Origin of the sequence: Nonomuraea mesophila (genome assembly GCF_004352805.1) — a bacterium.
Taxonomy (GTDB): Bacteria; Actinomycetota; Actinomycetes; order Streptosporangiales; family Streptosporangiaceae; genus Nonomuraea; species Nonomuraea longispora.
In genome coordinates this window covers 1-15675 of sequence record NZ_SMLD01000090.1, presented here as the reverse complement: position 1 = coordinate 15675, position 15675 = coordinate 1, and the positions used below count along the sequence as shown (strand labels likewise).

Below are 15675 nucleotides of genomic sequence, written 5' to 3'. Positions count from 1 at the left end.
AGGGCGGCTCGTTACGGCGGCTGGCCGGTGAAGGGTCAGCGGCCGTTTCCTGGAGGGCCCTCAGCCACTTACGGTGGGTGGTTGAACCGGGCGAAGCCGTAAACAAAAAAATCGGTTACGGCGATCGACTGAAGTCAACGACCGCGACCCTGGAAAACCCGCAGCCACGTGCGGCGAATGGCTCAACCGGGCGAAGCCGTAAACAAGAAGGTCTGTTACGGCGGTCCAGGTCAACAACCGCATCCCTGAAGAAGCCAGCCACTTACGGCGGGCTGAGGTCCGCAAAGTCTCCAGCCACCTGCGGGCAGGTGGCTGGAGCGGGACGGAACCATAGAAAAAAGAAAAAGACTCCCGTCAGTGCGCGTGGGACACGGCGGAGCCGATGGTGTGGACGCGCAGGGCGTTGGTGGAGCCGGGGGTGCCGGGGGGCGAGCCGGCCACGATGACCACCTTGTCGCCCTTTTCCAGCCGCCCCGACGACAGCAGCGAGGCTTCGACCTGCCGCACCATGTCGTCCGTGTGGTGCACGAACGGCACGTGGAACGTCTCCACCCCCCACGTCAGCGAGAGCTGCCCCCGCACGTGGGGTGCCGACGTGAACGCCAGCAGCGGGATCGGTGAGCGGTAGCGGGCCAGCCGCCGCGCCGTCTCGCCGGACATCGTGAACGCCACCAGCGCCTTGGCCCCGACGATGGCGCCGACCTCGGCCGCGGCCCTGGCGATGGCGCCGCCGGTCGTCTCCGGCATGCGTTCCAGCGTGTGGGTGGCGTGCAGGGAGTGTTTCTCCGCGGCGCAGGCGATGCGGTCCATCGTGGAGACGGCTTCGATCGGGTAGTTGCCGACGGAGGTCTCGCCGGACAGCATGACGGCGTCGGCGCCGTCCATGACCGCGTAGGCCACGTCGGAGGCCTCGGCGCGGGTGGGGCGCGGGGAGCTCATCATGGAGTCGAGCATCTGGGTGGCGACGATGACCGGGCGGGCCTTCTCGCGGCACAGTTCGATGATGCGCCGCTGCACGATCGGCACCTGCTCGAGCGGCAGTTCGACGCCGAGGTCGCCGCGGGCCACCATGATGCCGTCGAAGGCCTCGACGATGTCGGGGAGGCGGTCGACGGCCTGCGGCTTCTCGATCTTGGCGAGCAGCGGGAGGCGCACGGCCTCCTGCTCCATGATGTTGCGCACCACGTCGGCGTCGGACGGGCGGCGCACGAACGACAGGGCGATCATGTCGCATCCGGTGCGAAGCGCCCAGCGCAGGTCGGCTTCGTCCTTGTCGGTCAGCGCGGGGGCGCTGACGTTGACGCCGGGCAGGTTGAGGCCCTTGTTGTCGGAGATCATGCCGCCGATGACGACACGGGTGGCGATGCGGTCGCCGTCGACGCGGGTGGCCTCGAGCACGAGGCGGCCGTCGTCGACGAGGATGGTGTCGCCGGGGCGCACGTCGTTGGGCAGCCCCTTGTAGGTGGTGGAGACCTGCTCGCGGTCGCCCGGCACGTCTTCGGTGGTGATGGTGAAGACGTCGCCGAAGCCCAACCTGACGGGGCCTTCTTCGAACGTGCCGACACGGATCTTGGGGCCCTGCAGGTCGGCGAGCACGCCTACACCGCGGCCGAGGTCGGCCGCCACCTCCCTGACCCGGTCGTAGACCTCTCTGTGCAGGTCATGGTTGCCATGACTGAGGTTGAACCGTGCCACGTCCATGCCGGCGGCGATCAGCTCGTGCAGGCGTTCCTTGGACGATGTGGCGGGGCCGAGAGTGCAGACGATTTTCGCGCGACGAGTCACGAGTCCTACCCTAATTGGTACAGACCACTTAACAGTCACTGACGACGGAGAACGTACCCTCCGAAGGCGAACAGAACGAGAACGGCACCCCCAGGACGGGCCAAGTTCGGGTACGCCTCAGGGTGCCTCGCGCCGGGTCATGGCCCGGCCTCAGGGTGCCTCGCGCCGCGTCATGGCTCGACGGTGGCGGCCTTCCAGGCGTCCACGATGCCGTGGCCGTAGAAGCCGTTGTCGGCCTTGTCGCCTTCGCACTCGTGCGTCTCGGTCTTGTTGTAGATCTTGTAGACGTAGCGGCGGGGCGTCGGGCACGCCTTCTGCGCGGCGGTCTTGTAGAGCAGTTGCTCGGTGGTGTCAGGGTCCAGCCGGAGGTCGCCCTCGCCGGGCTTGCCGAAGCGGCTGATCAGGATCGCCGCCACGCCGGTGGCGTGCGGCGAGGCCATGGAGGTGCCCTCCAGATACTGGTAGTACGAGCAGCGGCCGCTCTTGCAGTCCTTGACCACGTCCGTGCCCTTGGGGTTGCCCGCGGCGTCGATGCGCCCGGACTTGCGCAGCACGTGCTCGGGCGCGGCGGCCAGGATTCCCCGGACGGCCCTGGCGCCCTCGCCGTCGAGGATGTCGCCTCCCGGCGCGGCCAGGTCGGTCTGCTCGACGCCGTAGTCGCTGTAGATCGCCTTGCGTCCCGTGGGGCCGACCGCGGAGACGGAGATGACGCCATCGGACTCAGCGGGCACGTTGACGCAGGAGTTGTCGATCTTGCGTTTCCTCTCGTCCCCCTTCGGGTAGCCGGGGCTCTGCTCGTCCACCTTGGGACGGCCGAGGTCGGTGCCGCCGTTGCCGAGTGCGGAGATGAGCGTGACGCCCTTCTTGCGGGCGTAGTCGAGGGCCCGCTGCATCCCGGTGATGACGGCCCGCTGTTCCAGTTGCTGCTTCCTGGTGTCGGCCGGGTTGTCCTTGCAGTTGAACAGCCAGGGGTCGACGTAGTAGCTCATGTTCACGACGTCCACGCCGATGTCGGCGGCGTAGGCGAGCGCGTCGAGGCTGGGCTTGAGGAAGAAGAAGCCGGAGTCCTGGCCGGCCCTGATGTTCACGATCTGCACGCCGGGCGCGACTCCGGCGATGCCGATGCCGTTGATCGGGGAGGCGATCGTGCTGGCGACGTGGGTGCCGTGGCCGTCGTCGTCCGCGTCGGCGGGGTCCTTGCAGCCTTCGGCCTCGCAGGGGCCGTCGAGCGTCTCGCCGCGCGAGTCCTTGGGCCGGTCGGTGACGAAGTTGCGGCTCAGCTCGCGGTTGAAGTTGGGGGCGATGTCGGGATGTTTGCCGTCGACGCCGGTGTCGATGACGCCGACCAGCACCTTCCTGCTGCCGGGAACCCTGGCGTTCGCGCGGTCCGCACCGATCATCCGCATGTCCCACTGGCGGGCGGCGAGCGGCTCGGCCGCGCTCTTGGTGAACGACGACGCATCGGGGAAGGCCGCGCGAGCCTTCTGGCGGGCGCTCCGGCGGGCCGTGGCGTAGCCGATGCGCCGGTCGGCCGACACGCCGACGACGGCCTGGTCGGCGCCCACGTCTTCGGTGAAGCCGCCGTCCGCGCTCCTGGCCAGCAGGTAGCCGAGCCTGGCATCCTCGCCGACCGTGGTGCCGCCCGCCCGTTCGACGGCGTGCAGGGCGTCGGCGTGCCGTCCTTCCGCGTAGAAGACGAGGTAGTCGTTCTGGGGTGCGGCGGATCTCTGGGGGGCCGGTGGTGCGCAGGCCGCGAGGGGGACCGTGGCGGCGAGCGCCATCATTCCAGAGGCGACTCGCCGCATGCTTCCCCCATCCGCCGACTGGCCGCTAAATCAGCATGTTCCCGACAGTCAATCAGCGATGCGCCTTAGTAGTGAAATTTCAGTCGATGGGTGGCGAAGCTAGGTCAATGTGCACAACCCTCCCCACCTGCGCCGGAAGTGGGGCCGGTCAGCGGGCGTGGTCGATCTCGACGCCGCCGAACATCACCTGGCGCGTCATGGGACGTGACAGGAACGCGTGCGGGAACCCCAGATCCACCCGGCTCGCCTCGTCCAGCCTGGCCAGTTGCTCCTGCGTGAAGCGCAGGTCCAGGGCGCCCAGGTTGTTCTCAAGCTGCGCCGTCGTACGCGCTCCCACGATCGGAGCCGTCACGGCGGTGTCGAGCGTCGTCCAGGCCAGAGCCACCTGCGACGGCGTCGCGCCGATCTCCGTGGCCACCTGCTTGGCCACCTCGGCGATGTCCAGCGCCCGCTCGGTCAGCGAGCCGTTGGCCGCCGCGACGTTCTTGCGCGAGCCGGCCGGATCCGCGCTGCCCTCCCCCGCGTCGAGATCTGCCCGCGTGTACTTGCCCGTCAGCACTCCGCTGGCCAGCGGCGACCACGGGACGACTCCGAGCCCCATCTCGCGCGCCATGGGGATGAGGTCGCGCTCCACGGTCCGTTCGACCAGGCTGTACTCGATCTGCAAAGCGATCAGCGGCGCCCAGCCACGCAGGCCGGCGATGGCCTGCATGCGCGAGACCTGCCAGGCGGGCGTGTCGGAGATGCCGACGTAGAGGACCTTGCCCGTGCTGACGAGGTCGTCCATGGCGCGCAGGATCTCCTCCACCGGCGTGGTGAAGTCCCAGGCGTGCAGGTACAGCAGGTCGATGTAGTCGGTGTTCAGGCGGCGCAGGCTCGCCTCGACCGACTGCACCATGCTCTTGCGGTGGTTGCCGCCCGAGTTGGGGTCGCCGGGGCGCCTGGCCAGGGTGTACTTCGTGCACAGCACCAGTTGCTCGCGCCGCCCGGCCGCGAACTCGCCCACCAGCGTCTCGGCGGTGCCGTCGGTGTACTGGTTGGCGGTGTCGATGAAGTTGCCGCCCCGCTCCACGTAGGCGTCGAAGATCCGGCGCGACTCGTCCTTGTCGGAGCCCCAGCCCCACTCGGTCCCGAACGTCATGGTCCCCAGGGCCAGCGGCGAGACCCTCAGACCGGAACGACCCAGCAGGCGGTAGGTGTCAAGATTCGTCATGCGTCCAGGCTGCTCCACCTGGGGCCCGGGCATAAGGGAAGGCTCTTCCTGGGACCGGCTGTCCTAGGCACGCGCATCATAGGATGAAGGGGATGAACACCGTGAACCCGACGCGGGAGCTGGCGGTCTTCCTGCGCACCCGCCGGGAGCGCCTGCACCCCGGCGACGTGGCGCTGCCCGCCCGGCGCGCGCCGCGCCGCACGCCCGGCCTGCGTAGGGAAGAGGTCGCCGAGCTCGCCGGAGTCAGCGTCGACTACGTGACCCGGCTGGAGCAAGGGCGCGGGCTGCGTCCCTCGCCCGAGGTCCTGGAGGCGCTGGCCGGCGCCCTGCGGCTGAGCGAGGACGAGCGGGCCTACCTGTACGACCTCGCCGGACAGCGGCCCGCCCGGCAGCGCACCGCCCGCAGGACGCCCACCGCCGACGACGAGGCGGGCCCGCTGGCCCGGCTCGTGGCGGACCTGTCGCCGCTGCCCGCCATGCTGGTCAACCACCGCTTCGACATCATCTCCTGGAACGCGGAGATGGCGGCCCTGATGCTGGACTTCGGCACCCTGCCGCCCGAGCAGCGCAACAGCATGTGGTTGTGCGTGCGGCACCCGGGCCTGCGCGGGTTCTACCGCGACAGGGAGCACATCATCCGGGAGGGCATCGCCGATCTGCGAGCGGCCTGGGCGGCCCATCCGGACGACACGGCCCTGTCGAGCCTGATCGACGAGCTCACCTCCAGCAGCGAGGAGGTCGCCCGCCTGTGGGCGCTGCGCGACGTCAAGGTGAACGCCAGGGGTCACAAGCGGCTCGTGCACGACGCGGAGGGCCCGCTGACCGTCGCCTACGAGGTGCTGGCCCCGTTGCAGGCGCCCGGCCAGCGGCTGGTCATCTACCGCGCCGCCGACCCCGAGTCCCAGCGCGTGCTGGACGCCGTGGTCCGCGCCTCCCCGGCGGCCCGACCTCGCGGCAGCGCCGTGAGCGCCCCCGGGTGAGGCACGGGGCCGCCTCGTGAGCGGCCCCGTGCCGTGAACGTCAGACCAGCGGCCGCGCGGTCGGCAGGATCGGGTACGGCAGTTCCGTCTCCCCCGACAGATACCGGTCCACGCCCGAGGCCGCGGCCCGGCCCTCCGCGATGGCCCAGACGATGAGCGACTGCCCCCGTCCCATGTCGCCGGCCACGAAGACGCCGTCCACCTTGGACATGTACGTCTTGTCGCGCGAGACGTTGCCCCGCGCGTCGTAGAAGCCGTCACCGGCGACGGCGGCGAGGTCCTGCAGCAGGGCGCCCTTCTCCGGGCCGAGGAAGCCCATCGACAGGGTGACCAGCTCGGCCGGGATCTCCCGCTCGGTGCCGGGGATCGGCTTGAACCCGTTCTGCGGCCCTTCGACCTCGACCAGCCGCAGCGCCCGCACGTTGCCGTCGGCGTCGCCGGCGAACTCGGTGGTGGAGACGGCGTAGACCCGCGCTCCCCCGCCGTCGGCGAGCTCCTCGTGGGCGCTCTCCATCTTGAACAGCATGGGGTACGTCGGCCACGGCTGGTGGCCCGGCCTGGTCGCCGGTGGCTGCGGCATGATCTCGAGCTGGGTGACGGACCTGGCACCCTGCCTGATCGCCGTACCGATGCAGTCGGCGCCGGTGTCGCCGCCGCCGATCACCACCACGTGCTTGCCCTCGGCCGAGACGGGCGAGCGCTCGGAGTCGCCCTCCTGGACCTTGTTGGACAGCGGCAGATATTCCATGGCCTGGTAGACGCCCTTGAGCTCGCGCCCGGGCACCGGCAGGTCACGCCACTGGGTGGCGCCGCCGGACAGGACCACGGCGTCGAACTGCTCGCGCAGCCCGGCGGCGGTGACGTCGACCCCGACGTTGACGCCGGTGCGGAACTCGGTGCCCTCGGCCCGCATCTGGTCGAGGCGGCGGTTGATGTGCCGCTTCTCCATCTTGAACTCGGGGATGCCGTAGCGCAGCAGGCCGCCGATCCTGTCGGCCCGCTCGAACACCACCACGTCGTGCCCGGCCCTGGTCAGCTGCTGGGCGGCGGCCAGGCCCGCGGGGCCCGAGCCGACGACCGCGACCTTCTTGCCGGTCCTGACCGCCGGGGGCTGCGGGGTCACCCAGCCCTCGGCGAACGCCCGGTCGATGATCTCGACCTCGACCCGCTTGATGGTCACCGGGTCGGCGTTGATGCCGAGCACGCACGCCGCCTCACACGGAGCCGGGCAGAGCCTGCCGGTGAACTCCGGGAAGTTGTTCGTCGCGTGCAGCCGTTCGACCGCCTCCCGCCAGTCGGTGCGGTGGACGAGGTCGTTCCACTCGGGGATGAGGTTGCCGAGCGGGCAGCCGTTGTGGCAGAACGGGATGCCGCAGTCCATGCACCGGGCCGCCTGCTTGGTCAGCTTGTCCTGCGGGAAGTCCTGGTAGACCTCGCGCCAGTCGCTGATGCGGACGTCGACGGGGCGGCGCGCCGGCAGCTCCCGGTCGTGCGTGAGGAAACCCTTCGGGTCAGCCATTCGGTTACGCCTCCCTTAACCCTGAACCGCGGCGGCCATGACCGCCTCGTCGATGTCCCTGCCTTCGATGCGGGCGGCCTCGGCGGCCTCCAGCACCCTCTTGTAGTCGGTCGGCATGACCTTGCCGAACCTGCCGAGCGCGGCGTCCCAGTCGGCGAGCAGCTGCTTGGCGACCGGCGAACCGGTCTCCGCGAAGTGCTTCTCGACGGTCTCCTTGAGGAACTCGGCGTCCTGCTCGGTGAGCGCCTCGATGGCGACCATCTCGCGGTTGACCCGTTCGGGCCGCAGATCCAGCAGGTACGCGATGCCTCCGGACATGCCGGCCGCGAAGTTGCGCCCGGTCGGGCCGAGCACCACGGCCTTGCCGCCGGTCATGTACTCGCAGCCGTGGTCGCCCATGCCCTCGACGACCGCCGTCGCTCCGGAGTTGCGCACGCAGAACCGTTCGCCGACGACGCCGCGGACGAACACCTCGCCGGACGTGGCGCCGTACAGGGCGACGTTGCCGGCGATGATGTGGCCGTCGAGCGGCGCCTCCTCGTGCGGCCGGACCGTGATCCGCCCGCCGGACAGGCCCTTGCCGAGATAGTCGTTCGCGTCGCCGGTCAGCCTCAGCGTGATCCCGCGCGGCACGAACGCGCCGAACGAGTTGCCCGCCGAACCGTTGAACGAGATGTCGATGGTGTTGTCGGGCAGGCCCTTGCCGCCGTACCGCTTGGTCACCTGGTGGCCGAGCATGGTGCCCACCGTGCGGTTGACGTTGCGGATGGGCAGCTCCAGCGTCACCGGCGTGCCGTTGGCGAGCGCGCCCTCGGCCAGCTGGATCAGCGTGTTGTCGAGGGCGTGCTGGAGCCCGTGGTCCTGCCTGACGATGCGGCGCAGCGCGGTGCCCGCGGGCAGCTCCGGCCGGTGCAGGATCGGCGACAGGTCGAGGCCACCGGCCTTCCAGTGGTCCTCGGCCGCCGTCATGTCGAGCATCTCGACGTGCCCGATGGCCTCGTCGAGCGAGCGGAAGCCCAGCTCGGCCAGATATTCGCGGATCTCCTCGGCGATGAACTCGAAGAAGTTGACCACGAACTCGGGCTTGCCGCTGAAGCGCTTGCGCAGCTCCGGGTTCTGCGTGGCGACGCCCACGGGGCACGTGTCGAGGTGGCAGACCCGCATCATCACGCAGCCGGAGACGACGAGGGGCGCGGTGGCGAAGCCGTACTCCTCGGCGCCGAGCAGCGCGGCGATGACGACGTCGCGCCCGGTCTTGAGCTGGCCGTCGACCTGGACGACGATGCGGTCGCGCAGGTCGTTGAGCAGCAGCGTCTGCTGGGTCTCGGCCAGGCCCAGCTCCCACGGCGCGCCCGCGTGCTTGAGCGAGGTCAGCGGCGAGGCGCCGGTGCCGCCGTCGTGCCCCGAGATGAGCACCACGTCGGCGTGCGCCTTCGACACGCCCGCGGCGACCGTGCCGACGCCGACCTCGGCGACCAGCTTCACGTGCACCCTGGACTCCGGGTTGGAGTTCTTCAGGTCGTGGATGAGCTGGGCGAGGTCCTCGATCGAGTAGATGTCGTGGTGCGGCGGCGGCGAGATGAGGCCGACGCCCGGCGTGGAGTGCCGGGTCTTGGCGATCCACGGATAGACCTTGTGACCGGGTAGCTGGCCGCCCTCGCCGGGCTTGGCGCCCTGCGCCATCTTGATCTGCAGGTCGGCCGCGTTGACCAGGTATTCGCTGGTGACGCCGAACCGCCCGGAGGCCACCTGCTTGATGGCGCTGCGGCGCGCGGGGTCGTACAGGCGCTCGGGGTCCTCGCCGCCCTCGCCGGTGTTGGACTTGCCGCCGAGCCGGTTCATCGCGATGGCGAGCGTCTCGTGCGCCTCCATCGAGATCGAGCCGTACGACATCGCGCCCGTGGAGAAGCGCTTGACGATCTCCGAGACGGGCTCGACCTCGTCGAGCGGGATCGGGTCGCCCTTGCGCAGCTTGAACAGGCCGCGCAGGGTCATCAGCCGCTCCGCCTGGGAGTCGACGAGGTTCGTGTACTCCTTGAAGATCTCGTAGCGGCGGGTCCTGGTGGCGTGCTGCAGCTTGAAGACGGTCTCGGGGTTGAACAGGTGCGGCTCGCCCTCGCGCCGCCACTGGTATTCGCCGCCGACCTGCAGCTTGCGGTGGGCGTTCGGCACCCGCGGGTAGGCGTGGCGGTGCCGCAGCCCGATCTCCTCGGCCAGGACGTCGAAGCCGACGCCGCCCAGGCGGGAGGTGGTGCCGGTGAAGCAGGAGTCGATGACCTCCTGGCTCAGGCCGAGCGCCTCGAAGATCTGGGCGCCGGTGTAGGAGGCCACCGTGGACACGCCCATCTTGGACATGACCTTGATGACGCCCTTGCCGTAGGCCTTGATGAGGTTGCGTACGGCCTTGCGCTTGTCGAGCTGGAGCGCGCCCGAGTCGACGAGGTCCTCGACGGTCTCGACGGCGAGGTAGGGGTTGACCGCGCCGGCGCCGTAGCCGATGAGCAGCGCCATGTGGTGGCACTCGCGGGCCTCGCCCGTCTCGACGACGAGCCCGATCTTGGTGCGGGTCTTCTCCTGGATCAGGTGGTGGTGCACCGCGCCGGTCAGCAGCAGCGCCGGGATGGGCGCCAGGGTCTCGGACGAGCCCCGGTCGGACAGGACGATGACCCGCGCGCCGCCGGCGATCGCCGTGGACGCCTCCGCCCTGATCTCCTCCAGGCGCCGCAGCAGCGCCTGGCCGCCGCCGGCCACGTCGTAGAGGCCGCTGATGACGTACGGGTGGAAGCCGGGCAGGTCACCCTCGTCGTTGATGTGGATGATCTTGGCCAGCTCTTCGTTGTCGAGCACCGGGTACGGCAGCACGAGCTGGCGGCAGGAGCTGGGGCCGGGATCGAGCAGGTTGCCCTCGGGCCCGAGCGTGCTGGCCAGCGAGGTGACCAGCTCTTCACGGATGGCGTCCAGCGGCGGGTTCGTGACCTGCGCGAACAGCTGCGTGAAGTAGTCGTACAGCAGGCGCGGCTTCTCGCTCAGCACGGCGACGGGCGTGTCGGTGCCCATGGAGCCGATCGGCTCGGCACCGGCCCTGGCCATCGGCGACAGGATGACGCGCAGCTCTTCCTCGGTGTAGCCGAAGGTCTGCTGCCGCCGGACCAGTGCCTCGTGCGTCGGGACCTCGCGCTGTCGCGCGGGCAGCTCCTCGAAGCGGACCAGCCCGGCGTGGAGCCAGTCGGCGTACGGCAGCTCGGCCGCGAGCTCGGCCTTGATCTCGTCGTCCTCGATGATCTTGCCGCGGGCGGTGTCGATGAGGAACATGCGGCCCGGCTGCAGGCGGCCCTTCCTGACGACGTCGCCGGGCTTGAAGTCGAGCACGCCGGCCTCGGAGGCCAGTACGACCAGGCCGTCGGCCGTCACCCAGAAGCGGCCGGGGCGCAGGCCGTTGCGGTCGAGCACCGCGCCGGCCAGGGTGCCGTCGGTGAACGTGATCGAGGCGGGGCCGTCCCAGGCCTCCATCATCGCGGAGTGGAACTCGTAGAAGGCGCGCCGCGCGGCGTCCATCTCGGTGTGGTTCTCCCACGCCTCGGGGATCATCATGAGCACGGCGTGGGGCAGGCTCCTGCCGCCGATGTGCAGCAGCTCCAGGGCCTCGTCGAAGCTGGCGGTGTCGCTGCCATCCGGGTCACAGATGGGGAAAAGTCGCGAAATATCGCCAGGAATGTGGGCGGACTTCAGCATCGCCTCGCGCGCCCGCATCCAGTTGCGGTTGCCCTTGACCGTGTTGATCTCGCCGTTGTGCGCGACGTAGCGGTAGGGGTGGGCCAGCGGCCAGCTCGGGAACGTGTTGGTGGAGAACCGCGAGTGCACCAGCGCGATCGCCGTCGCGTAACGGTCGTCGCTCAGGTCGGGGAAGAACGGCTCGACCTGCTCGGGCGTGAGCATGCCCTTGTAGACGATCGTCCTGGCCGACAGCGAGGGGAAGTAGACGTCGGCCTCGTGCTCGGCCCGCTTGCGCAGGCAGAACGCGAGCCGGTCCAGCTCCAGCCCCTCAAGCCCGCCGGGTCCCGACACGAACAGCTGGGCGAAGTGCGGCATGACGGCCCGGGCGCTCGGCCCGGGTAGTGCGCGATCGACGGGCAGTTCCCGCCAGCCGAGCACGGTGAGACCCTCCTCGTCCGCGATCTCCTCGATCAGGCCGACGGCGATGCGCCTGGCCTCCTCGTCGATCGGAAGGAAGGCGATGCCGGTCGCGTAGGCGCCGGCGGCGGGCAGCGCGAACGGCACTGTCGCGCGGTAGAACTCATCGGGGATCTGCGTCAGGATCCCGGCTCCGTCGCCGGTGTCCGGCTCGCTACCCTTGGCCCCCCGGTGATCAAGGTTGCACAACGCCGTCAGCGCCTTGGCCACGATGCCGTGACCACGGCGTCCAGCGACGTCGGCGACCATGGCGACACCGCAGGCATCGTGCTCACCGGCGGGGTGGTAGAGGCCCTGAGGCTCGGGGAACCCGAGGTGGGCAGCAGGCATTGAATCCCTCCCGTCGTCATCGTCTGTCTCGAACTGCTCTACAGGCGGGGACGACGTTGGCCCTGCTGCATATCGTGGGTAGAGGTTACAACACGCTGCCGGATTGGTGCCCACCACGTCCGCAATGCGAACATTTGGGCTGGTCCAGCATCCGAACTCTCTATCCCAAACTCTGGGCGAGGCCGGTGTCATTCCCGCTTCCGGCCACCTGTATGCGGCAGGAATGGCGATTTCTTTGCCGGCCACGCCCGGGAGGGCGGCTCGCCGCGCGTGCTTCGCCGGCGTGCGTACGGAATCCCTCACCCTCGATAGGGTCTGGACCATGGACCGTGACGGGGTGGAGCGGCTGCTCCGCGAGGCAGGGGCTGACAGCAGGCGGCTGAGGCACGCGCTGGCGCTCCTGTGCGAGGGCCGGTGGTGGAAGCTGGCCGGCCTGGTCCGCGAGACCGCCACATCGAGGCGCACCATCGAGGCGCTGCTGCGCGAGCTGCCGCTGGAGCGCTCCGGCGACGCCTTCCGCGTGCCGCTCGCCCGGACCCACGCCTTCCAGGACCTCTTCGCCGTGGCGCCGCCGCCGGAAGACCCCGTCGCCCATCTGCTCCCCCACTACTCCGGCGTGCTCGACCGCCTGAGCACCCTCGTCGCCGGCGCCCCGCGCGCCCGTCACGTCCTCGACCACGTCGCCGCCACGCCCGAGACCGTGCTGCGGCGGGCGCTGCTGCTCGGCGCCCGGTTCTGGCTGCCGGGAGCGCGCCTGCTGTGCGTGGGCGACCACGACCTGACCTCGCTGGCCGTCAAGCTCGTCCACCCGGAGACCGACGTCACGGTGGCCGACATCGACGAGCGCATCCTGGCCTACATCGACGAGCAGCGGCTCGGCGTCCGCACCCGCTGGGCCGACCTGCGGCTCGGCCTGCCGGCCTCGGCCAGGGCTCACGACCTGGCGCTCACCGACCCGCCGTACACACCGGAGGGGGTCGGCCTGTTCGTGGCGCGCGCCGTCGAGGGGCTGAAGGACGACGGGCGGGTGGTGCTGGCGTACGGCGCGGGCGAGCATATGCCCATGCTGGCGTTCAAGGTCCAGCAGGCCTTGGCGGACCTCAACCTCGCCTACGAAGCCATCTATCCCGACTTCAACCGCTATTACGGCGCGGAAGCCATCGGTTCGGCCGCCGACCTGTACGTTCTGCGGCCCACCACCAAGACCCGCCCGGCCGTGACGTCCCGCCTGAGCCGCCAGACCACCGCCATCTACACCCAGGGCCCACAAGCCATAGAAAACGCCCAGAAGGGCATTTCAGCCCCAGAGAGGGGCATTTCAGGCTTCGAGCCCGACCTGCTGGTGGGCGAGTGGCCCAAGGACCTCACCCAGGCCCGGGTCAAGCTGCCGACCTGGCTCGCCAAACCGTACGCCGCCGCCTCCGACCGCGTGGCCGTCGCCCTGCCACCGGGTATGGAGGCCGCGCTCCCCCGCCTGCTCCTGGCGACGCGCGCCTCCCACGTACGCGTCCTGGGAGCCGATCTGCCACCCCTGCCCGACGTGCTGTCCACCGTCTACACGGCCAGCGCCGACGAGGGGCGGCTCGACGCCGTACGCCTCCCGCAGTCCGGCGACCCGGCGGCCCGCGTACTACGCAGAATCCTCGACAACGGCCACGCCAAGCTGGCCAACACGTGGCGCGAAGCCCTCATCGCGGCGGCCCGCGACCAGGGCACCACCCTCACCAAGAACGACGCCCGGGCCCTCATCCGCGAGGCGGCCCCCTGGTCGGACGACCTGACCCCGTTGGAGGCGCCGCTGCACCGCCTGTCCGCCCTGCCGGACGCGGTCACCACAACCGTCACCTCCCTGACCACCACCGCCCCCTGAGCGCAACCGAACATCAACCTTCGAACCGGCACAATTCCCTCGCCTCCCCCGAGCCCGACCGGACCTCCACCGGCGCGTCCTCCTCCTTGCACCTCGCACACCCTCAGCCGCACCGGCTGACCGCCGTCGCAAGCACGCCGGAGACACACCTTGTGCAGCCGACCAGTCAGCCACCGAGAACGGGCTCTGCACCGGGCCCTGCACCAAGTCCAACCCTTAGCCCGGAGCCGAACTCCAAGCCGGATCCGGACCCGGAGCCCAGAACCGGACCCCCAACCCAATCCAGACCCGGAGCCAAGAACCCGACCCCCAACCCAATCCAGACCCCAAGTCAAGAACCGGAGACGGGCCCAAGCCGGTTGGGTCAGGTGGCGGCGACGACGCGGTCCTGGACGACGCGGCCCAGACCGTCGAGGGCCACCAGCGCCGCCAGCAGTTCCTGCGCGGGCGCGGAACCGCCGACCCAGCTCACCGTTACGTAGTGGCCCATGGCTCGGGCCTGCGCACGACTGCCGGCGGCCTGGAAGGGGATGCCCTGGCGGACGAACCCGTCCTTGCCGAGGGCCGAGACCAGCGCGTCGGCGGCGCGCCCGTCGCCCATGTTGAAGATGACGAACTGGCCCGCGGTCGACTTTCCCTTGTAGACGGCCTGGAGTGCCTGCGTGCAGCCGGAGGCGGAGGCGCCCCACAGGACGTCGTCGCAGTCGTCGAACTGCTGGGTGCTCTCCAACCGCATGTCGCCCACGGTCTTGACCGAGGAGGTGAAGACCTCCTGGGGGGTGAGCGGGGCGGCGTCGTTCTTGCGGTCGTCGATGGCAGCGTAGAAGGCGGAGGTGGGCTCGGCGTGGAGGGCGGACGGACGGGGGGCGTCGCGGCGCAACCACCACCAGCCGGCCGCGGCGATGACCACCACGCCGGCGATCGCGACGGAGATGACGAGACGACGTGACATCAGGCCGGCGGCCCCGTGAGCGAGACGACCCTGCGGTAGACGGGCTTCTCCGCGCCGCGCAACGCCAGGGTCAGGGAGACGAAGTCGTCTTTGGCGGTCGGCTCGGCGCCGTCGGTCCTGCCGAGCCAGACAAGACCGACGTAGTGGCCCAGCGCGTAGCCGCCCGCCTCGGAATAGCCTCCTTCGGGGAAGGACGCCTTGGAGGAGGGCAGGGGGATCGTCCACCCGCCCCGATAGTCCGTCTTCAACGATTCCACCAGGGCGGCGGCCGACTCGCCGTCCTTCAGGTTGAGCAGTGTGTACTGGCCGACGTAACGCCCGTCGGAGCTGGCGTACAGGCCGCGGGCGGCCTGGCTGCATCCGGCGTCGGCGACCTGATCCACGACGCTCTGACCCCACAGGGCCGCCGAACAGTCGGAGTCGAGTTGCTTGGCGACCAGCTTGAGCTTGAGTTTCTTGGTGACGGTGAGTTGCTTCTCGCCGAACACTTCCTTCTTCGTCAGCGCACGTTTGTCCTTCGTCCTGTCGGTCAGCGGGGCGAACAGTTTCGGCGAGCTCCATCCGTGGAAGATCCGCGGCAACGTCGAGCCGGGCGCGATCACGGCGGCGCTGGTTCTCTGTTGCGGCGTGTACTCGCCTAGGGACCCCACGACGAACACCAGCCCAGTGCCACCCGCCAGCACACCCACGACCACGGCGATGATCACGAGCAACCGCTGCTGATCCGGGCGCAGGCCCCAGGCGGTGAGCACGGGGAACTGCCAGTCGGACGGAGGTGTACGCCGCCGCTTGCGCGAGGGCGTGCCCGCCCCCCGGCCACCGGGCGCGGTCTCACCCGAACCGCCGTCCTCCTGCAACGGCCACCCGGCGCTTCCCCGGAGCTTGACCCTGCCTCCGGACCGCTCGGCACGGCCGGCCCGCCTGCCGCCGCCCGATGTCCCGGCTTCGTGCTGCCCGGCACCATCCCCGTCGTCGGGCCAGGCCGCATCGCCCCGCCCGCCGTCGCTCCAGCCTTCCGCCCCACCAACGT

The 15675-nt window shown here is 70.2% G+C and carries 9 protein-coding genes; 2 read left to right on the top strand and 7 right to left on the bottom strand.

Annotation, left to right across the window (positions count from 1 at the left end; translation table 11 throughout):
- Positions 1 to 354 precede the first annotated feature (354 nt).
- The 3 genes from pyk to E1295_RS28800 form a co-directional block, all read right to left on the bottom strand.
- Positions 355 to 1785, bottom strand: coding sequence for a pyruvate kinase (gene pyk / locus E1295_RS28810; RefSeq protein WP_132508412.1), 1431 nt, complete (start codon positions 1783 to 1785; stop codon positions 355 to 357).
- Positions 1786 to 1955: 170 nt separating this feature from the next.
- Positions 1956 to 3590 (bottom strand): S8 family peptidase, encoded by a 1635-nt coding sequence (locus tag E1295_RS28805; protein WP_246080460.1) that lies wholly within the window; start codon positions 3588 to 3590, stop codon positions 1956 to 1958.
- A 148-nt stretch (positions 3591 to 3738) separates the two neighbouring features.
- The gene (locus tag E1295_RS28800; protein WP_132634609.1) at positions 3739 to 4803 is read right to left on the bottom strand and encodes an aldo/keto reductase; all 1065 of its coding nucleotides are present in this window, start codon (positions 4801 to 4803) and stop codon (positions 3739 to 3741) included.
- A gap of 92 nt (positions 4804 to 4895) precedes the next feature.
- Between E1295_RS28800 and E1295_RS28795 the strand changes: the two genes are divergently transcribed.
- Positions 4896 to 5783, top strand: coding sequence for a helix-turn-helix transcriptional regulator (locus tag E1295_RS28795; protein ID WP_132634607.1), 888 nt, complete (start codon positions 4896 to 4898; stop codon positions 5781 to 5783).
- A gap of 40 nt (positions 5784 to 5823) precedes the next feature.
- Here the strand turns inward: E1295_RS28795 and E1295_RS28790 are convergent, their stop codons facing one another.
- Positions 5824 to 7302 (bottom strand): glutamate synthase subunit beta, encoded by a 1479-nt coding sequence (locus E1295_RS28790; protein WP_132634605.1) that lies wholly within the window; start codon positions 7300 to 7302, stop codon positions 5824 to 5826.
- Positions 7303 to 7317: 15 nt separating this feature from the next.
- Complete coding sequence (gltB, locus tag E1295_RS28785) at positions 7318 to 11823, bottom strand: glutamate synthase large subunit (RefSeq protein ID WP_132634603.1); 4506 nt, start codon at positions 11821 to 11823, stop codon at positions 7318 to 7320.
- A gap of 322 nt (positions 11824 to 12145) precedes the next feature.
- On the opposite strand from gltB, the gene E1295_RS28780 reads away from it, so the two are divergent.
- On the top strand, positions 12146 to 13693 hold the full coding sequence (locus E1295_RS28780) for a bis-aminopropyl spermidine synthase family protein (protein ID WP_246080458.1): 1548 nt from the start codon (positions 12146 to 12148) through the stop codon (positions 13691 to 13693).
- Positions 13694 to 14057: 364 nt separating this feature from the next.
- On the opposite strand, the gene E1295_RS28775 is transcribed toward E1295_RS28780, so the two are convergent.
- Complete coding sequence (locus tag E1295_RS28775; RefSeq protein WP_132634601.1) at positions 14058 to 14645, bottom strand: hypothetical protein; 588 nt, start codon at positions 14643 to 14645, stop codon at positions 14058 to 14060.
- The coding region (locus E1295_RS28770) for a hypothetical protein (protein ID WP_220448935.1) at positions 14645 to 15675 on the bottom strand (1031 nt) is incomplete at its 5' end. The genes E1295_RS28770 and E1295_RS28775, both read right to left, overlap by 1 nt.